The organism is Spirosoma taeanense, from assembly GCF_013127955.1.
In the GTDB taxonomy this organism is placed as follows: Bacteria; Bacteroidota; Bacteroidia; order Cytophagales; family Spirosomataceae; genus Spirosoma; species Spirosoma taeanense.
Window position 1 is genome coordinate 4,244,090 of sequence record NZ_CP053435.1, and the last position, 16,190, is coordinate 4,260,279.

Consider the following 16,190-nt stretch of genomic DNA (forward strand, 5'->3'; position numbering starts at 1 on the left):
TCCCAATTGACTCGTTCATCAATTCGCTCATTGACTATGCCAACCGTATCCATCATTACAATCACCTACAACGCGGAACGGTTTCTAGAACGTACCATTGAAAGCATTGTGGCGCAGCCAGCAACGGATTATGAGTATATCGTCATCGACGGCGGCTCAACAGACAACACACTCACGATTATTAATCGCTACGAAAAGCACATTACGCACTGGATCTCGGAGCCAGACCGGGGACTTTACGACGCCATGAACAAAGGCCTGCACCACGCGCAGGGGCAGTACGTCTGGTTCATGAACGCGGGCGACGAACTGCATGACCCGCAGACGTTGCCCAGATTGCTCGAACGAATCCAGCGGTCACAAGCCGATGTGTATTACAGCGATGCGCTCTTTGTGCGCGACGAGGGCCAGCAATTAGGCATTCCGGTTGGTTTACGTAGTCAGGTAACCCCTCATAGGCTTCCCGCCAACCTAAGCTGGCAGGATATGGCGCTGGGCATGAAAGTCTGTCATCAGGCCTTTATCGCCAAACGAGCCATCGCTCCGGATTACGTCCTGAATAACCTCAGCGCTGATCTGGACTGGGAAATCCGCTGTCTGAAAGCTGCCGCAACCGTTGAGTTTTTGCCGTTCGTCCTCTGTAAATACCTGATCGGCGGCCTCTCCGTGCAGCAGCATCGCCGGTCGCTAACCGACCGATTCAGGATTCTGGTTACCCACTTTGGCTTATTTCCAACGTTACTGAACCATGCCCGGATACTCTGGCGGGCGGGGCAATTCCGAAAAAGCGCCGATAAAATCCGGGCGAATAGCTCTCTACCTGGTCAATAACCAGATTAGTCTATTAAATGGAATCCATCCACTTTTATGAAATTTGCATGAATCAATCGGGATAATTGCCAAATTGATGCCCTAAGATTCCGAAATGCGGATAAATTTGCGGGGTTTTATCTGGAAAATCAGACCTTTTTTGTCCTTTTCTCGTAAAAAATTGACTTAACCAATGAAACGAATTGCTGTTTTTACCTCGGGTGGCGATGCACCGGGTATGAACGCCTGTATACGGGCGGTGGTCCGGGGGGCGGTCTATCACGGCATCGAAGTATTCGGCATCCGCCGGGGGTACAGCGGAATGATAAACGGCGACATTTTTCAGATGTCTTCTCACTCGGTGAGCAATATTGTTCAGCGCGGTGGGACCATCCTGAAATCGGCTCGCAGCAAAGAGTTCATGACGCCCGAAGGTCGCGCTAAAGCCCACGAACAACTCCTGAAATTCGGTATCGAAGGTCTGGTAGCCATCGGGGGTAATGGTACGTTTACGGGCGCAACACTGTTCTACGACGAATACGGCATTCCGACGGTTGGCGCGCCCGGTACAATTGACAACGACCTGTATGGTACCGATCACACAATCGGCTTCGACACGGCCGTAAACACCGCCCTTGAAGCCATCGACAAAATTCGCGACACCGCCGACTCACACGACCGCATTTTCTTCATTGAAGTAATGGGCCGCGACTCGGGCTATATCGCTATTCAGTCGGGTATTGCGGGCGGGGCCGAACTGGTGATGGTGCCAGAGGTGCTGACTCCCATCTCAGAAGTGATCGAAACCCTGAAATCAGGTTGGAGCCGGCAAAAATCATCGTCGATCATTGTTATTGCCGAAGGTGAAGAAGAAGGTAACGCTACAGAGATCTCAGAAAAGATTCGCGCTCAGGTGCATTCGGAGGTCGACATGCGCGTGACGACGCTGGGTCATATTCAGCGGGGCGGCATTCCAACCGCCTACGACCGGATTCTGGCCAGCCGCTTAGGTCTTGGTGCGCTCGAAGGTCTGATGAATGGCGAGAAAAACGTTATGGCGGGTATCGTGAACAATGAGCTTGTCTATACGCCATTCCGCGATACCATCCGGCTGCCCAAACCCATCAGTGAGGACCTGCTCCGGATGGTAAAAATTCTTTCGGTCTAGTGAGCAGTTATCTGATTATCTGCCTGTGCGTTACAGGCAGATAATCAGCAGTACCCTACTACTTTGTAGACCGCATAGCCAACAATCTCCTTGACGAGATAATACGCGTCGGCAAAGGCTTCCTCCTGGGGTAACAGCCACTCCCCCGGTCCAAACGACCGGCGGGTGCTCATAAAACTCCCCGGAAAAGGCGTTACGGTAACGCCAGCTTTCTGAAAACAGGCATCGGCCCGGCGCAGATGCCAGGCCGACGTAATCAGCACGCAGCGGTTCGTATGCAGCCGTTCTCGTAACATTCTGGCCGTAAAGAGGGCATTCTCGCGGGTGTTCCGCGATTTGTTTTCCAGGATAATATCTTCCGGGCGAACACCCGCTGCCAGCAGAAACCGGGCCGTCATCTGCCCTTCGTCGCTGACGGTTCTGAACTGGAACGGCAGATTGCCATACCCTCCGCTGATCAGGATTTTCTCAACGGCCCCCTGCTTGTACAGGTACAGCGCCTGCCCCGCCCGGTCGGCTTCGGCATCGAGCAGAAACCGGTTGTCGGGCACCTGTTTCGAAACGCTCATCATGCCACCGGTCAGCACTACGGCAACCGAATTTGGCGAACGGGCGGGCACAGGAGCAGGCGCATACTCCCAGAATAGCGCCAGTTCGTTCATCAGAAACGAATTCCCAAACACCCAGAAAACGAGCAGCGCTGCGCCGACGAGTTGCCGACGTCGCTGGGGCTTCTTCGTAAAAAAAGCCAGCAGCAAGACGGCCAGCAGCCAACCCGCCGGCGTGAGCAGGTAATTTAAGGTCTTAGAAAAGAAATAGAACATAGACTACGGGCGCTATAGCAGGCGTTTTAGAGACGGATAGATTGGCCTAAATCGTTAAATTTGTCTCTTTGAGTTGCGAAGATACGCACCCGCCTGTATGAAGAACCTTCTCCTGACTGCTCTCTTTGGTCTGCTGCTGACCTCATTTCTTGGAGCACAACCCTCCCCTACACCGACAGCCAGCGGTTTTAAAATAACGGGCCGTGTGCAGGGCATCCGGGACACGACCTGCGTACTGGCGCATTATTTCGGCGCTGGTCAGTACATCCCCAAGGATACCGCCCGGGTAGACGGCAGCGGCAATCTGGTGTTCGAAGGGCCGTCACACCTGCCCGAAGGCCTGTATATTGCCGTTACGCCCAAGAATCGTTACATTGAGTTTCTGATGACTGACGATCAGAACTTTTCGTTCGAAACCGATACGGCCAACGTCATCAAAAACATGAAGGTGACCGGCTCGAAGGAAAATGAGCTGTTCTACGGGTATCAGCAGCAGTTGAGCAAGCTGTATGACGAAGCGCAGGCGCTGAATCTGGAAAAGAAAACGCGTAACGACGCAACGACGGCTGCGGTGGTCAGCCAGAAAATGGGAGAGCTGCAGAAGCAGGCACAGACGTACCGCAACCAGTTTCTGAACGATAACCAGGGAACCTTTGCCGTGAAAATTCTGAAAGCTTCCGCTGAGCCGGAAGTTCCACCAGCTCCGAAAGTAGCGAACGGTCGCCCTGACTCGGCCTGGGTGTTCAATTACTTCAAAAGCCACTTCTGGGACGACTTCGATTTTGCCGATGAGCGGTTCGTCCGGACGCCGATACTCCAGCGTAAGATCGACCGGTATCTAAAGGAACTGACTGTGCAATCGCCCGACTCGCTCATTAAGGAAGCCGACTTCATGGTTCGCAAAGCCCAGGCGGGTAAAAGCAAGGAAATTCTCTCGTACATAATCTGGTACACGACCAGCCAGTATGAGCAACCCAAGGTCATGGGTACCGACGGGCTGTTTGTCCATATGTTCGAAAAATATTACGCCACCGGGATTATGCCCGTTTCGGACTCGTCGACAATCCGGAACATCGGCGAACGGGTGAAATCGCTTAAGCCGACCCTGGTCGGTAAGGTTCTGCCAACACCGGCCGTCAGCGATACGCTTCGTCGGGCGATTCCCTTCCAGAACATCAAGGCCGATTATACGGTCGTTTACTTCTACGATCCGCACTGCGGCCATTGCCGCGAGAGTGCGCCCAAACTGCAGAAGTTTGTAGATACGTATAAAGGTAAAGGTGTTGAGGTGGTAGCCATCGCCATCGACCAGACGCCCGAAGAATGGAAGAAATTTATCCGCGAGTTTAAGCTCGGCAAGGCAATCAACGGTTACGATTATTCTTACCGCACCGACTACCGGCGTCAGTATGACGTCTGGACCACGCCGACCATCTACATGCTCGACAAGAACAAAAAGATCATTGCCCGCAAACTGCCCGTCGAGCAGATTGAAGACTTCATGCTCTTTCACAAACGGCAGCAGGAAACGGTAAAAAAACCGGTCACCGCATCGGTAAAGACGGGTGTAAAGAAATAGGAATGCTTCTCTAGGCGTACGATTGCCGCGCTTCGGTTAAAAATGCTACTATGAGTTCAGCTGGCTCGTGGTGGCATTTTGTCTTTTTTACCGATTAAGCGTTATATCTTACACGGCGTAAAAAAACCGTTGATGAATCAGGTTTCGGTAAGAGGCTGGGCTGATGGGTATAGGCTGATTCGCACGCTACGTATGGTTATTAGGCAGCACATGCCTGACCTATACACATTTAAAGGAGCAACTTATTTCTATGAAAAAATTTTTACGCGAGAACGGCCTTTCTTTATTTTTCACCCTGATTACGGTATTGACCTTAGCAGGCCAGATCGTTGTGGGCTGGTATAATTTCAATGAAGAACTCAGCGATTTTGGTAGGGCTCCCATCGGCTTTGCTGCCTACATCACCAGCGGTCACTGCATGGAGGCCGTTTTTGAGAACTGGGAAAGCGAGTTTCTTCAGATGGGGTTATACGTCATCCTGACCGTATCGCTTTATCAGAAAGGGTCTTCGGAGTCGAAAAGTCTGGACAAACCCGAAGAAGTCGACCGGGAACCTTCGCCTACGCGGCCGGGGGCCCCCTGGCCAGTTCGACAGGGTGGCTGGGTCCTGAAGCTGTATCAGAACTCCCTTAGTCTTGCCTTTTTCGTTTTATTCGGGCTTTCGTTTTGCCTGCACGCGATCGGGGGCGTCAGAGAGTATAATACCCAGCAGATTCTGAAAGGTAAACCCGAGCTGCTCTCCGTATGGCAGTTTCTGGGTACGAATGAATTTTGGTTTCAGTCGCTGCAAAACTGGCAGAGTGAGTTTTTATCGGTACTATCGATCGTCGTGCTGTCTATTTATCTGCGTCAGAAAGGCTCGCCGGAATCCAAACCCGTCGACGCAGCGCACGACCAGACCGGCAAATAACAGCGGGGGTTAAACCCGCTATCTAACTTACCGCATCTTGGTGCGCTTCACCAGGTACGAGGTCAGAATCTGATCGAAACCCTGAGCGATGTCGGCTTCGATGAAGTCGATCTTGTACTGACCACAGCGCATTTTCAGATCCTGGAAATAAGACTTTACCGCCTGCTGATACGTCTCGCGAACCTGCCCCGGCTGAAGTTTTACCTTTTCGCCCGTTTCCAGATCAATGAACTCGTAGGGTCGCTCGTCGAACGCAAAATCCTCTTCAGTTTTCTTGTCCGTAACGTGAAAGAGTAGCACTTCATGCAGATTATGCCGCAGGTGCTGCAGCGCCGAAAACAGCGTATCGGCCTTTTCGGTATTATCGAACATATCGCTGAAAATAATTACCAGCGAGCGCTTGTTGATCTTCTCGGCCACCTGATGAATTACGTCGGCCGCCGACGTCTTCCGTAAGGGCTTGGGTTGCTGCATCAACTGGTCCAGCTGCGTAAACAGCTTGTGCACGTGCGAAGGCGTCGATTTAACGGGCGTTTGCAGATCAATCGTGTCGGCGAAGGTCGTCAGGCTCACGGCGTCTTTCTGCCGCTGGAGCATATAAGCCAGACAGGCCGCTGCCATCACGCTGAAGGTCATCTTCCCGTAGTTCGACTCCGGGTAATACATGGACGACGACGTATCGATCAGCAGGTGGCAGCGCAGGTTCGTTTCCTCCTCGTAGCGTTTAACGAACAGCTTTTCGGTCTTTCCGAAGACCTTCCAGTCGATGTGCCGCGTGGTTTCGCCGGTATTATAGAGCCGGTGCTCGGCAAACTCCACCGAGAAACCGTGGAAGGGCGATTTGTGCAGACCCGTAATAAAACCTTCGACTAACTGGCGGGCCAGAAATTCAACGTTACCGAAGGAACGTACCTGGCCCAGGTTCAAGGGTTGTTTCATTGAATAAACTTCGTTAAAACCAACCACTTTGCCAATGCCAGGGCATAAAAAAACCGAACCGTCCGACAGCCCTATAGGAATTGCACAATGCAATGGGTACTGACAAACGGTTCGGTTGGTCTTAGAACATCGGCTCCAGCAGCGGCTGGTATGAATCCGGTGTAGTGAACACGGGCGATGCAGACGCGAGGGCTGCAAAACGGCCCTTGCCGACAACCCGCAGCGACACATTCGCGACGCCTTTGGAAACCATGCCCAGGGCACGGGCGGCAGCGTGCGTGAGGTCAATCACACGGCCTTTGGAAAAAGGTCCCCGATCATTGATTCGTACAATTACCGAGCGTTGGTTGTCTAAGTTCGTGACCTCGACCAACGTATTCAACGGCAGGGAACGATGAGCACCTTCGAGCGATTCTGACGAAACGCGTTCACCGTATGCCGTCTTGCGACCATTGAACTTCTTGGAGTAAAAAGACGCTTTGCCTTTCTGTATGAGGCTCGGAAGAGCCTCCGTCGGTTTCATGTTGCCAAAAAACAACATAAGGGACATGATTAAACTCATACAGCTTTTGGTTACGTTTAGAAGATTAGACGGAGCAAAAACCAGGACCTAACGCCAGGGCTCCATCCCCAAAAAGTGCAATTCCTATTTAACAAAGATAGTACACAGAGACCTTACTACCAAGCGATTAGCAAAAAAACTGTGGAATGGTCTCCACAACTCTAGTATTTTTTGGGGTTATTTCACCACGAAATATAGTTGTCGATTTGTTTTTGTTCTGATTCAATTGACCGTACTTTAGCAAAAACGAAGGCACTAAACCTCACTGATTGTGGACGAAAGAGAACGGGAGAAAATCTACTCGAAGCGGGTTCGGGCGGGTAAACGGACGTATTTTTTTGACGTCAAATCGACCCGCACCAACGACTATTATCTGACCATAACCGAAAGCCGTCGGCACCCCCAGGGCGAAGGGTTCGTGTATGAAAAACACAAGATGTTTCTCTACAAAGAAGACTTTGACAAGTTTATTGAGGCCCTGCAGGAAACAGTTGGCCACGTGAAAACCGAGTTAATGCCCGACGTGGACTTCAGTCAGTTTGCTCAGCGCGAACGCGACGAACAGGATGATTTTGCCAGTGAATTAAAATGGGACTAACCAATTCCGGAATGACACACCATTTACTCTCTTAGTTTACCGATCAACGCCCGGCCCAGACTGGCCAAAACTCAGTTAGCCCTCGGTTCATGCCGAAGGCTTTTTTTGTTGTAAATTTGTGGAAAACTAATTAGTGAATGAGCAATGCATGATCGGGAGAGCAGCCTGCGCTGGCGAATTCCCTCATTCGCTCTTTCACTCAATCACTTATGGGCTTACAATGTGGAATCGTAGGCTTGCCGAATGTAGGTAAGTCTACGCTGTTTAATGCTATTTCCAGCGGGAAGGCCGAAGCGGCCAACTACCCCTTCTGTACAATAGAACCCAACGTTGGGGTTGTTACGGTACCCGACGAACGTTTGAACACGCTCGAAGGGCTGGTGAAACCGCAGAAAGTTGTTCCGACGATCATCGAGTTTGTCGACATCGCCGGTCTGGTAAAAGGTGCCAGCCAGGGCGCGGGGCTGGGGAATAAATTCCTGGCCAATATTCGCGAGGTTGATGCTATTGTCCACGTCATCCGCTGCTTTGAAGACGAAAACATCGTACACGTAGAAGGCCAGGTCAATCCCGTTGCCGACAAAGAGATTATTGATGCCGAACTGCAACTAAAAGATCTGGAGTCGGTCGACAAAAAAATTCAGCGGATCGACAAAGCCGCCCGCGTAGGTGACGCCAAGGCGAAAGCCGAACTGGAAATTCTGAAACAGTATAAAACAGCACTCGAAGCCGGCAAAAGCGCCCGGACGGTACAGGTCTCGCCCGAAGAACGGGAAGCGGCCATTGGCGATATCTCGCTGCTGACGGTGAAACCCGTTATTTACGTCGCCAACGTAGACGAAGGCTCGCTGCCCAATGGCAATGCTTATTCTGATGCGCTGCAGGAAGCTGTGAAAGATGAAGGTGCCGAAGTAATCGTTATCAGTGCCGGCATTGAATCACAGATCGCCGAGATGGAAGACCCGGAAGAGCGCGAAATGTTCCTGGGCGAATACGGCCTGACCGAATCGGGTCTGAGCAAGCTCATAAAGGCGTCGTACAAGCTGCTGGGATTGATTACGTATTTCACAGCGGGCGTAAAGGAGGTTCGGGCCTGGACCATTCACCGGGGCTGGAAAGCCCCACAGGCTGCGGGCGTGATCCACTCCGACTTTGAGCGAAAGTTTATCCGGGCGCAGGTCATGAAGCTCCCCGATTTCGAGCAGTTCAAGACCGAAGCCGCCGTCCGCGAAGCCGGTAAACTGGCTGTTGAAGGTAAGGAATACATCGTGCAGGACGGCGATATTATGGAGTTTCTACATGGAGCCTAATCTTCGCTACCGGATTAACAAAGGGGCGGCTAATCCAGACATTTATGCTGGATTAGCCGCCCTTCTTACGTTTTAACCGTTAGCAACAACCAGCTTTATTTACGCTTGTTCACGCCCAGCCGTCGGTAGGCTACCAACTGGTCGGCGCGGGCTGCGGGAGGGCGGTGATACACGAATACTTCGTAATCATTCTCGGTGGCTGAGTAGCTACCTTCAATATAAGCCTCATCGACTTTGGGCTGCGCGCCAGTTGTCAGGACGGCGTAATCGTAATTGTATACGCCCTGTTTGAGCAGAATCGACGCCTGATAAGCCCCCAGCGCCGGATCGAACGTCATGCGGTTCCGGTCGTCGAGCCGCCAGAAGTTAAACGCACCGTTGACGTAAACGTCTGCGCCCGATACGTTCGGCGTGCGCAGCGTAAAAATCATTTCTACGTAATCGCCGTTCGTTGCGCCATTGCCCGTTTCCCGGTGGTCAATCACAAACATCCCGTTGAAATCATCGCTCTGGATGTAAGCACCCCGACTGCGGGGCTGACCGACCTGCACGTAGGCAATGTTCCGATCGGCGGGCCGGTCGATACGATCGATGTAGTTAGCGCGGGACAGCATCGTTCGCGTATCGAAAAACCGGAACTCGTTGCCGCCCGGCAGGGTGTTGCTCAGATCCACCAGGCGAAACTCCAGCACCTGATCGAACGCCCGAACGTTGGTTGGACGTAGGCCCCGGATGGTCCGGTCGTCGCGATAATTCTGGCGAATAACCACCCGGAAATCGTCCTGGGGCGAAATAACCTGATAGCCTTTATAATCAATCGCCAGATCAATCTGCTGATCGCTGAACTGCCGCGACGGATCGGTTGAAAAGCGCGCAGCTGCGTTCACGTTGATGCGGTTCTGGTAAGTGCTGAACCGGCGCGTAAAGAGAATATTGTCGCGGTTTCGCTCGTCATACACCACCAGTAAGTAATTGCCGGGCAGTTTCACCCGCGGAATGGTGAAGCGGTAGTGGTAATACGGAATCTTGGTATTGATAGACGTCTGATAGTCTGTGATAGGATTGTCGTTGTACTCGTACGTAAACTCAATGTCATTGAGCACCGAACGCTGCCAGTCGGCATTGCAATGAATGAGCCGGGCGCGGAACGACCGGTAGTTGGCCGTCAGATCGTCGAACTCCAGTTGAAGCGGTACCTGTTCATCGAGGGCAATAACGGGTGGGTTCAGCGTCAGGGCCGGATCGTTTGGATTGCCCCCCACCACCGGAAACAACAGCACCGTCTGAATCCGCGGGTCATAAATTCGATCAATTGTCTGAAGCGGCTGGGCAAACCCAGTAATTGTTATCAGGACCGTTACGAAAAAAGCAATCAGTTGGCGAAACGTAATCATTCAGCGTTAATTTCGGTCAGAGAAGTGGTAAGTAAACGCCCGGACGTCGCTATAGTTGTGCAAAATCAGTAAGATTGCGTTACGTCAGAGCTGAATAATCGTATGGTAGACTACAATCCTAAAGAATGGCTTCAATTTATTCTTGCGTTTAACCGGGCCGATACCGTCCGTAAACTCCTGCCCGCGCTAATCGGCGTTGGAATTTATTCGTTCGTTGTTGTCCATTTAATTGAAATCGTCGGCTTCAGTGATAACCTCCACCTGAAGAACCTGTCTATCCTGCATACACTGCTTAGTTTTGTTATTTCCATGCTGCTGGTGTTCCGTACAAACACCGCCTATGACCGCTGGTGGGAAGGTCGAAAGCTCTGGGGCGCTTTGGTCAACAACAGCCGGAACCTGTCTCTGAAACTGCATCAGTTGCTCGGCCCGGATCAAACCGAGGCCCGGCTGTTCTTTCAGGCTATGATTCCCAACTTTGCCTTCGCCCTAAAAAATCATCTGCGACACCTGCCCATTGAGGACGAGTTTCAGCCGACGCCCTCGTTTGTTCTGGCGCACCTGCAGCCCAATGAACACGTACCACAGCAGATTGCCATGGCTATTTTCGGCAGGATCAACGAAGCCCAGCGCCAGGGCCTATTCCTACCCGAACACGTGTTAGTGGTTAACCCGGAGGTGCAATCCCTGATGGACATCTGCGGAGCCTGCGAGCGCATCCGGAACACCCCTATCCCCTATTCGTATAGCTCGTTCATTAAAAAGTTTATTTTCATCTACTGCCTGACGTTACCGCTCGGCTACGTCTCGAACCTGCACTATCTCGTCATTCCATTCGTTGTATTCGTCTTTTACGTGCTGGCCAGTCTAGAAATCATTGCCGAAGAAATTGAGAACCCCTTCGGCGAGGATGCCAACGACCTGCCCATCGATTCAATCTGTAAAGGCATCCGAACAACCGTTTCGCAAACGTTTAAACCGTCGGTCGTAGCGGAACAGTCTCTATAGACGCCGGGCAAAGCAACCAGGCCAAGTCTGCCCATCCATAAGAAAGCCGGGCGCAGTAAATACGCCCGGCTTTTCAATAATATCTCAATACCTGTCAATTCAGTTTCTTCTCCCACTCTTCAACTTCCAGCATGGCGGTCTCCCATTCATTTTGAAGCTGATCGATCTGGACCATTACGCGACGGTATTCATCGTTTTTGGCCTGCATCAGTTTATCATCACCGTAGGTAGCCGGATCGGCCAGTTCGGCCTCAAGCCGTTTTTTCCGTTCTTCAAGCTGACCAATCTTCGTTTCGGATTCTTCCGCCTGCTGGGTTAGTTTCTTCAGAGTTCGCTGCCATTCTTTCCGCTCCTCATCGGTTGATTGGGGCTTAGGGCCGGGGGCCTGGGGTTTGGGCGTCTCCCGCAGTTGTTCATTGCTCTGCGTCGCAGGGCCTGTCCCCTCCGCTTTCCGCTCTTCCATCCACCACTCATACTCATCGTAGGTACCGGGGTATTCTTTAATCTGCTCGTCTTCGATATACCAGATCTTGTTGGCAATCTGCGACACGAAGTAGCGGTCGTGAGAAACCACCACGTACGTGCCTTCATACTGTTCCAGCGCCTGGATCAGGATGTTGACCGACTGCATATCCAGGTGGTTGGTCGGCTCGTCAAGCAGCAGGAAATTGGCTTGTGACAACAACACCTTTGCCAGCGCTACCCGCGACTTTTCGCCCCCGGACAAAACCTTAATTTTCTTGAAGACCTCATCATTGGAGAACAGAAAGCAGCCCAGAACCCCCCGCAGTTCGCCTTCAGTCTTGGTTGGGTTAGCATGTTTCAATTCGTCCAGCAACGTATCCTCTACGCTCAGCGACTCCAGCTGGTGCTGGGCGTAGAAGCTGAACGAAACATTATGACCCAACTGCCGACGTCCTTCATTGACCGGTTCCGAACCTGAAATGATGCGCAGCAGCGTCGATTTACCGCGACCGTTGGCACCAATCAAGGCAACTTTATCGCCCCGTTCGAGCCGGATATCGGCACGGGTCAGAATCCGCTTCGGACCGTACGCTTTCGTAATATCATCCAGATGCAGGATATGCCGACCGGGCTGGGTAGAGAACTGGAATTTGAAGTTCACCCGCGCCGACTCGTCAATTACGTCATCAATGCGATCCATGCGGGCCAGTTGTTTTACCCGGCTCTGCGCCTGCTTGGCTTTGGTCGCCTGGGCTTTGAACCGTTCGATGAAGCGCTCGGTCTGCCGGATTTTAGCCTGCTGGTTTTCGTAGGCGCCTTTCTGAATTTCGTTACGTAGAGCTTTCTCTTCCAGGTAGAACGAGTAGTTGCCCGCGTAATAATTCAACTTGGCATTAGCGACCTCCACCGTTACGTCAATGACGTTATCCAGGAACTCCCGGTCGTGCGAGACAACGATAACGGCTCCTTCATACGTCTGAATATATTTTTCAACCCACTGAATCGACGGAAGGTCAAGGTGGTTGGTTGGCTCATCGAGCATCAGCAGAGAGGGCTTCTGCAAGAGCAGCTTAGCGAGCATAACGCGCATCCGCCAGCCCCCCGAAAACTGCCGGAGCGGCTTTTGCAGATCATCGGTTGAGAAGCCCAGCCCTTCCATTATTTCTTCTGCCCGCGACTGTACCGTATACCCGTCCAGGGCTTCAAACTCTTCCTGCAATTTCCCCAGCTTATCGACCAGTTCGTCGCGGTAGTTGGTCTCCATTTCGTGGAGTACCTCATCGATCTGGGTCTGCAATTTATTCTGCCGTTCAAACGCCTGCATCGCAACCGACAGGATGGAATCGTCAGTCTGGTAACTCAGCAGATCCTGGTTTAGGAAGCCCAGCGTCACATCGCCTGCTTTGGAAATGGTCCCGCCATCGGGCTGGTATTCGCCATTGATGATGCGCAGCAGCGTGGACTTGCCGGTGCCATTTAGACCAATGAGACCGATTTTCTGGTTAGGCTTAATGTGCAGCGAAGCGTTTTCATAGAGGGCGCGGCTGCCGAGATAATACGAGAGGTTCGTGATGGAAATCATGGACGCAAATTTACCAAAAATAGAACGGATACTTGCGTTATTAAATTCCGACCGCGTATATTTGCACCCGCAAACACAGCAAAAGCCTCCTTAGCTCAGCTGGTAGAGCGACGCATTCGTAATGCGTAGGTCGCAGGTTCGAATCCCGTAGGAGGCTCATTCATCCCCACTCAATTGAGTGGGGATTTTTATTATTGGCTATTCTCTACGGATAGCAACGCTACTCACAGAACAGGGTATAAGACGTAAACGGCCGTCTCAAGTCTACCCATTTTTAAACTACACTTAATTCCAGCTCGTCCTTTAACTGGGTGTAGTCGGCATAGAGCCGCTCAACCTGACGGGCAATTTCAGGAGTGAACGTGCCAACGTCCCGGCGGGTAACGGTCGACATATCGAAGCCGCGTAGCTGCAGAAAATATTTCGATACAATGGGGTAGACGTTGTGCATGACGTCCATATTATGGATCAGGAACTGCTGCACTTTTGCTACTTCTTGTTGCTGATCGGGGTTGTTGTAGTGCTGACAGAGCCAGACGATCAATTCCGGGAAGTAATTCCCCTGTATGCAGGACAGCCCCGCCGAACCGGCTTTGAGCGACTCCACGGCATGGACCATGTAGGCATCGTACAAACCAAAACCGGGCCGTGATGCCAGCCGCAGCTTCTCGGTAATCTGCCCGAGGTCAAGACTAGTGTCCTTGTGGTAGATAACCCGCCCCGTTGCCACAAACCGCCCTAACTGTTCGGGCGCGATCAGGCGTTTGTACGGTACGGGGCATTCATAAAAACCCACCGGGATGCCGGGCGTCTGGTCCAGCAGTTGAAAAACACGCTCATCAAAAGCGGAATCAGGCTCGGTCTCTTTAGCCAGCAGCCCCGTAATCAGAATTACGGCTTCCGTGCCGGTGTCGTGAACGCGCTTCACAAAATCAGCCTGTTCGTCGATAGGGCCACCGAAGGTTCCCGTAGCCACCACCGGTACGGCTCGGTTGGCTACTTTGATCACGTGGGCAATCACCTCCAGGCGTTCGGCCGGGGTCAGTTCGAACATCTCGCTCGACAGGCAATTGGCAAATAGACCGGCCGCACCGGCCTGCAGATAAAATTCGGTGAGCCGGGTCAGGGCGTCAAAATCAACGGAGCCATTTGCCGTAAACGGCGTGAGCATAACCGGAATGAACCCTTTGCGTGTTGTTTCTGGCTTAGTCATTGGAGAGTACCGTATCTTGTTGGGAATGGGGAGCCGTATGGCCTTTACGTTTAGTCAGCACAACGCCCACCAGAAAAATGGTGAGCGTACTGATCACGATAATCATGTTGCTGTGCAGGGGATTACGCAGGTAACCATACTCATCGGGAATCTGGCCCGAGAACGTCATCCACAGAATCACCAGCACGCCAATGGCCGTAGCAAGGAGCGCTTCGTGGCTGTTGGTGCGTCGGCTGATGAGGCCCAGCAGGAAGAGTCCCAGCATGCCGGACGCAAAAATACCGGAGAGTGTCCACCAGGTATCCAGAATACTTTTTACCCCAATCATGGCCAGGCCCGCAGTCAGGCCAAGCAGGCCCACCACCACCGTGGCGACGTGCAGAAGCATCAATTGCTTCCGGCTGGATGGGCTCGGGCTGATGTATCGTTTGTAGATATCCTCCGTAAAGACCGTTGCCGACGCATTCATTCCTGAACTGATGGTACTCATAGCCGCCGACAGAATGGCCGAAATAATCAGGCCCATCAGCCCCGTCGGCACGTTGGTCACCATGAAATGTGGCATTACCTTATCGCCATAGTCGGCGGGCTGGAGGGTAGCCGCCAGCCGCGACACCTCGGCAGCCGATGCCGTAGCGGGCAGCCGGTCGAGGGCTACTTTCTGCCTGATGGCGTCGATGAATTCGGGGTGGACCTGGTAGTAGGCGAACAGGCAGGAGCCGATAATAAAAAATAGCAGCGACGCGGGCACGTAAAGCCAGACGCAGAGCCAGAGCGACTTCGACGCTTCCTTGGCCGAGGCCGTGGTGTGGTACCGCTGGATGTAGTTCTGGTCCATCCCGAAATTGTTCAGATTGATAAAAAAGCCGTACAGCAGCACCACCCAAAACGTCGACTGCGTAAAATCAGCCGACAGGCTACCCAGGCTAAACTTATCGTTTTGAGCTCCAATATCCACAATGGTTGACACGCCCCCAGGCATGGCCTGCACAATCAGGTAGAGAATGAGCAGGGCACCAAAGGTTTTGACGACGGCCTGCACTACTTCCGTCCAGATTACGGCCTCCATACCGCCCATTACGGTGTACAAGATAATGCAAACGCCCACTACCAGCATGATTGTCTGCATCGAAAAGCCGGTAAGCGCCTGCAGACTCAGGGCAATTCCCAGAAAGATGGAGCCCATTCGGGCCAGTTGGGTCAGCAGGAAACAGACGACTGCATAGGTCCGGGCCCAAGGGCCAAAGCGGTGCTCGAAGTGGGTGTAGGCCGATATTTCGCCGGTGCGTCGGTAGAAAGGGATAAAAAACCGCGAAGCCGCGTAAGCCGCCAGCGGCATGGATAAACTAAAGACAAACGAGTTCCAGTTGCCCCCGTAGGCTTTCCCCGGTACGCCCAGAAAGGTGTTGCTGCTCAGAAACGTAGCATAGATAGACAGGCCCGTAGCCCAGCCCGGAATGAGCCCCGATGCCCTGGTAAACTGGTCAGCGTTTTTATTTTTTCGGGAAAAATAAACCCCAACCAGCACCATCGCTACCAGATAGGCAACAATAACGCCAAGGTCGAATAAGGGCAGGTTATTCATGGATAGTCAAGGGGTTAGGAACTCGACCAGGTCACAAAGCCCAGTCAGCCAGAAAAGGAAGTCCAGGGATTGGGCTACTTCATGGTTTATTAAAAATCCGTTTTCCTAAAGAATGCAGGCCGGTATCTAACTGGCTGTCATACCGATTACTAATTACAGTCTTTCTCCCGTTGACGCTCTTTGTGAATAGTTATTCCTTTGGCTATCAGTCTTCTTTATTTCTCCTAACTCCTAAATCTTCAT

14 protein-coding genes and 1 tRNA gene are annotated in these 16,190 nt (G+C 52.3%); 8 read left to right on the top strand and 7 right to left on the bottom strand.

The genetic code is table 11. From position 1 onward, the window contains the following. The first annotated feature begins 36 nt into the window (after nt 1-36). Together HNV11_RS17780 and pfkA are read left to right on the top strand one after the other, a co-directional pair. Nucleotides 37-831, top strand: coding sequence for a glycosyltransferase family 2 protein (locus HNV11_RS17780; protein ID WP_171740940.1), 795 nt, complete (start codon nt 37-39; stop codon nt 829-831). 172 nt (nt 832-1,003) lie between these two features. Further along, on the top strand, nt 1,004-1,978 hold the full coding sequence (gene pfkA, locus HNV11_RS17785; protein WP_171740941.1) for a 6-phosphofructokinase: 975 nt from the start codon (nt 1,004-1,006) through the stop codon (nt 1,976-1,978). Between the two features lie 44 nt (nt 1,979-2,022). On the opposite strand, the gene HNV11_RS17790 is transcribed toward pfkA, so the two are convergent. After that, nucleotides 2,023-2,802, bottom strand: a complete 780-nt coding sequence (locus HNV11_RS17790; RefSeq protein ID WP_171740942.1) for a YdcF family protein — start codon at nt 2,800-2,802, stop codon at nt 2,023-2,025. Nucleotides 2,803-2,899: 97 nt separating this feature from the next. On the opposite strand from HNV11_RS17790, the gene HNV11_RS17795 reads away from it, so the two are divergent. Then, nucleotides 2,900-4,381, top strand: coding sequence for a thioredoxin-like domain-containing protein (locus HNV11_RS17795; RefSeq protein ID WP_171740943.1), 1,482 nt, complete (start codon nt 2,900-2,902; stop codon nt 4,379-4,381). 250 nt (nt 4,382-4,631) lie between these two features. After that, on the top strand, nt 4,632-5,291 hold the full coding sequence (locus HNV11_RS17800; RefSeq protein WP_171740944.1) for a DUF6766 family protein: 660 nt from the start codon (nt 4,632-4,634) through the stop codon (nt 5,289-5,291). A 27-nt stretch (nt 5,292-5,318) separates the two neighbouring features. Here HNV11_RS17800 and HNV11_RS17805 read toward each other — a convergent pair whose 3' ends face one another. Together HNV11_RS17805 and HNV11_RS17810 are read right to left on the bottom strand one after the other, a co-directional pair. Further along, entirely contained in the window at nt 5,319-6,230 is a 912-nt protein-coding gene (locus HNV11_RS17805; RefSeq protein ID WP_171740945.1) for a DUF58 domain-containing protein, read from the bottom strand. A gap of 121 nt (nt 6,231-6,351) precedes the next feature. Then, nucleotides 6,352-6,792: a septal ring lytic transglycosylase RlpA family protein gene (locus HNV11_RS17810; protein ID WP_171740946.1), complete on the bottom strand. Its 441-nt coding sequence runs from the start codon at nt 6,790-6,792 to the stop codon at nt 6,352-6,354. Nucleotides 6,793-7,063: 271 nt separating this feature from the next. Here HNV11_RS17810 and HNV11_RS17815 point away from each other — a divergent pair, with 271 nt between their 5' ends. After that, a complete protein-coding gene (locus HNV11_RS17815) occupies nt 7,064-7,390 on the top strand; it encodes a DUF3276 family protein (protein WP_171740947.1) in 327 nt (108 codons plus the stop codon). Between the two features lie 209 nt (nt 7,391-7,599). Next, nucleotides 7,600-8,700 (top strand): redox-regulated ATPase YchF, encoded by a 1,101-nt coding sequence (gene ychF / locus HNV11_RS17820; RefSeq protein WP_171740948.1) that lies wholly within the window; start codon nt 7,600-7,602, stop codon nt 8,698-8,700. Nucleotides 8,701-8,795: 95 nt separating this feature from the next. On the opposite strand, the gene HNV11_RS17825 is transcribed toward ychF, so the two are convergent. After that, the gene (locus HNV11_RS17825; protein WP_171740949.1) at nt 8,796-10,094 is read right to left on the bottom strand and encodes a type IX secretion system plug protein; all 1,299 of its coding nucleotides are present in this window, start codon (nt 10,092-10,094) and stop codon (nt 8,796-8,798) included. 102 nt (nt 10,095-10,196) lie between these two features. Here HNV11_RS17825 and HNV11_RS17830 point away from each other — a divergent pair, with 102 nt between their 5' ends. Beyond that, nucleotides 10,197-11,102 (top strand): bestrophin family protein, encoded by a 906-nt coding sequence (locus tag HNV11_RS17830; RefSeq protein WP_171740950.1) that lies wholly within the window; start codon nt 10,197-10,199, stop codon nt 11,100-11,102. 94 nt (nt 11,103-11,196) lie between these two features. Here HNV11_RS17830 and HNV11_RS17835 read toward each other — a convergent pair whose 3' ends face one another. Further along, nucleotides 11,197-13,149 (bottom strand): ABC-F family ATP-binding cassette domain-containing protein, encoded by a 1,953-nt coding sequence (locus tag HNV11_RS17835; protein ID WP_171740951.1) that lies wholly within the window; start codon nt 13,147-13,149, stop codon nt 11,197-11,199. An 84-nt stretch (nt 13,150-13,233) separates the two neighbouring features. On the opposite strand from HNV11_RS17835, the gene HNV11_RS17840 reads away from it, so the two are divergent. Further along, a tRNA-Thr gene (locus HNV11_RS17840) sits at nt 13,234-13,306 on the top strand. Nucleotides 13,307-13,423: 117 nt separating this feature from the next. Here the strand turns inward: HNV11_RS17840 and HNV11_RS17845 are convergent. Continuing rightward, on the bottom strand, nt 13,424-14,362 hold the full coding sequence (locus HNV11_RS17845; RefSeq protein ID WP_171740952.1) for a dihydrodipicolinate synthase family protein: 939 nt from the start codon (nt 14,360-14,362) through the stop codon (nt 13,424-13,426). Further along, nucleotides 14,355-15,947, bottom strand: a complete 1,593-nt coding sequence (locus HNV11_RS17850) for a sodium:solute symporter (protein WP_171740953.1) — start codon at nt 15,945-15,947, stop codon at nt 14,355-14,357. Before HNV11_RS17850 ends, HNV11_RS17845 begins: the two co-directional genes overlap by 8 nt. Nucleotides 15,948-16,190 lie beyond the last annotated feature (243 nt).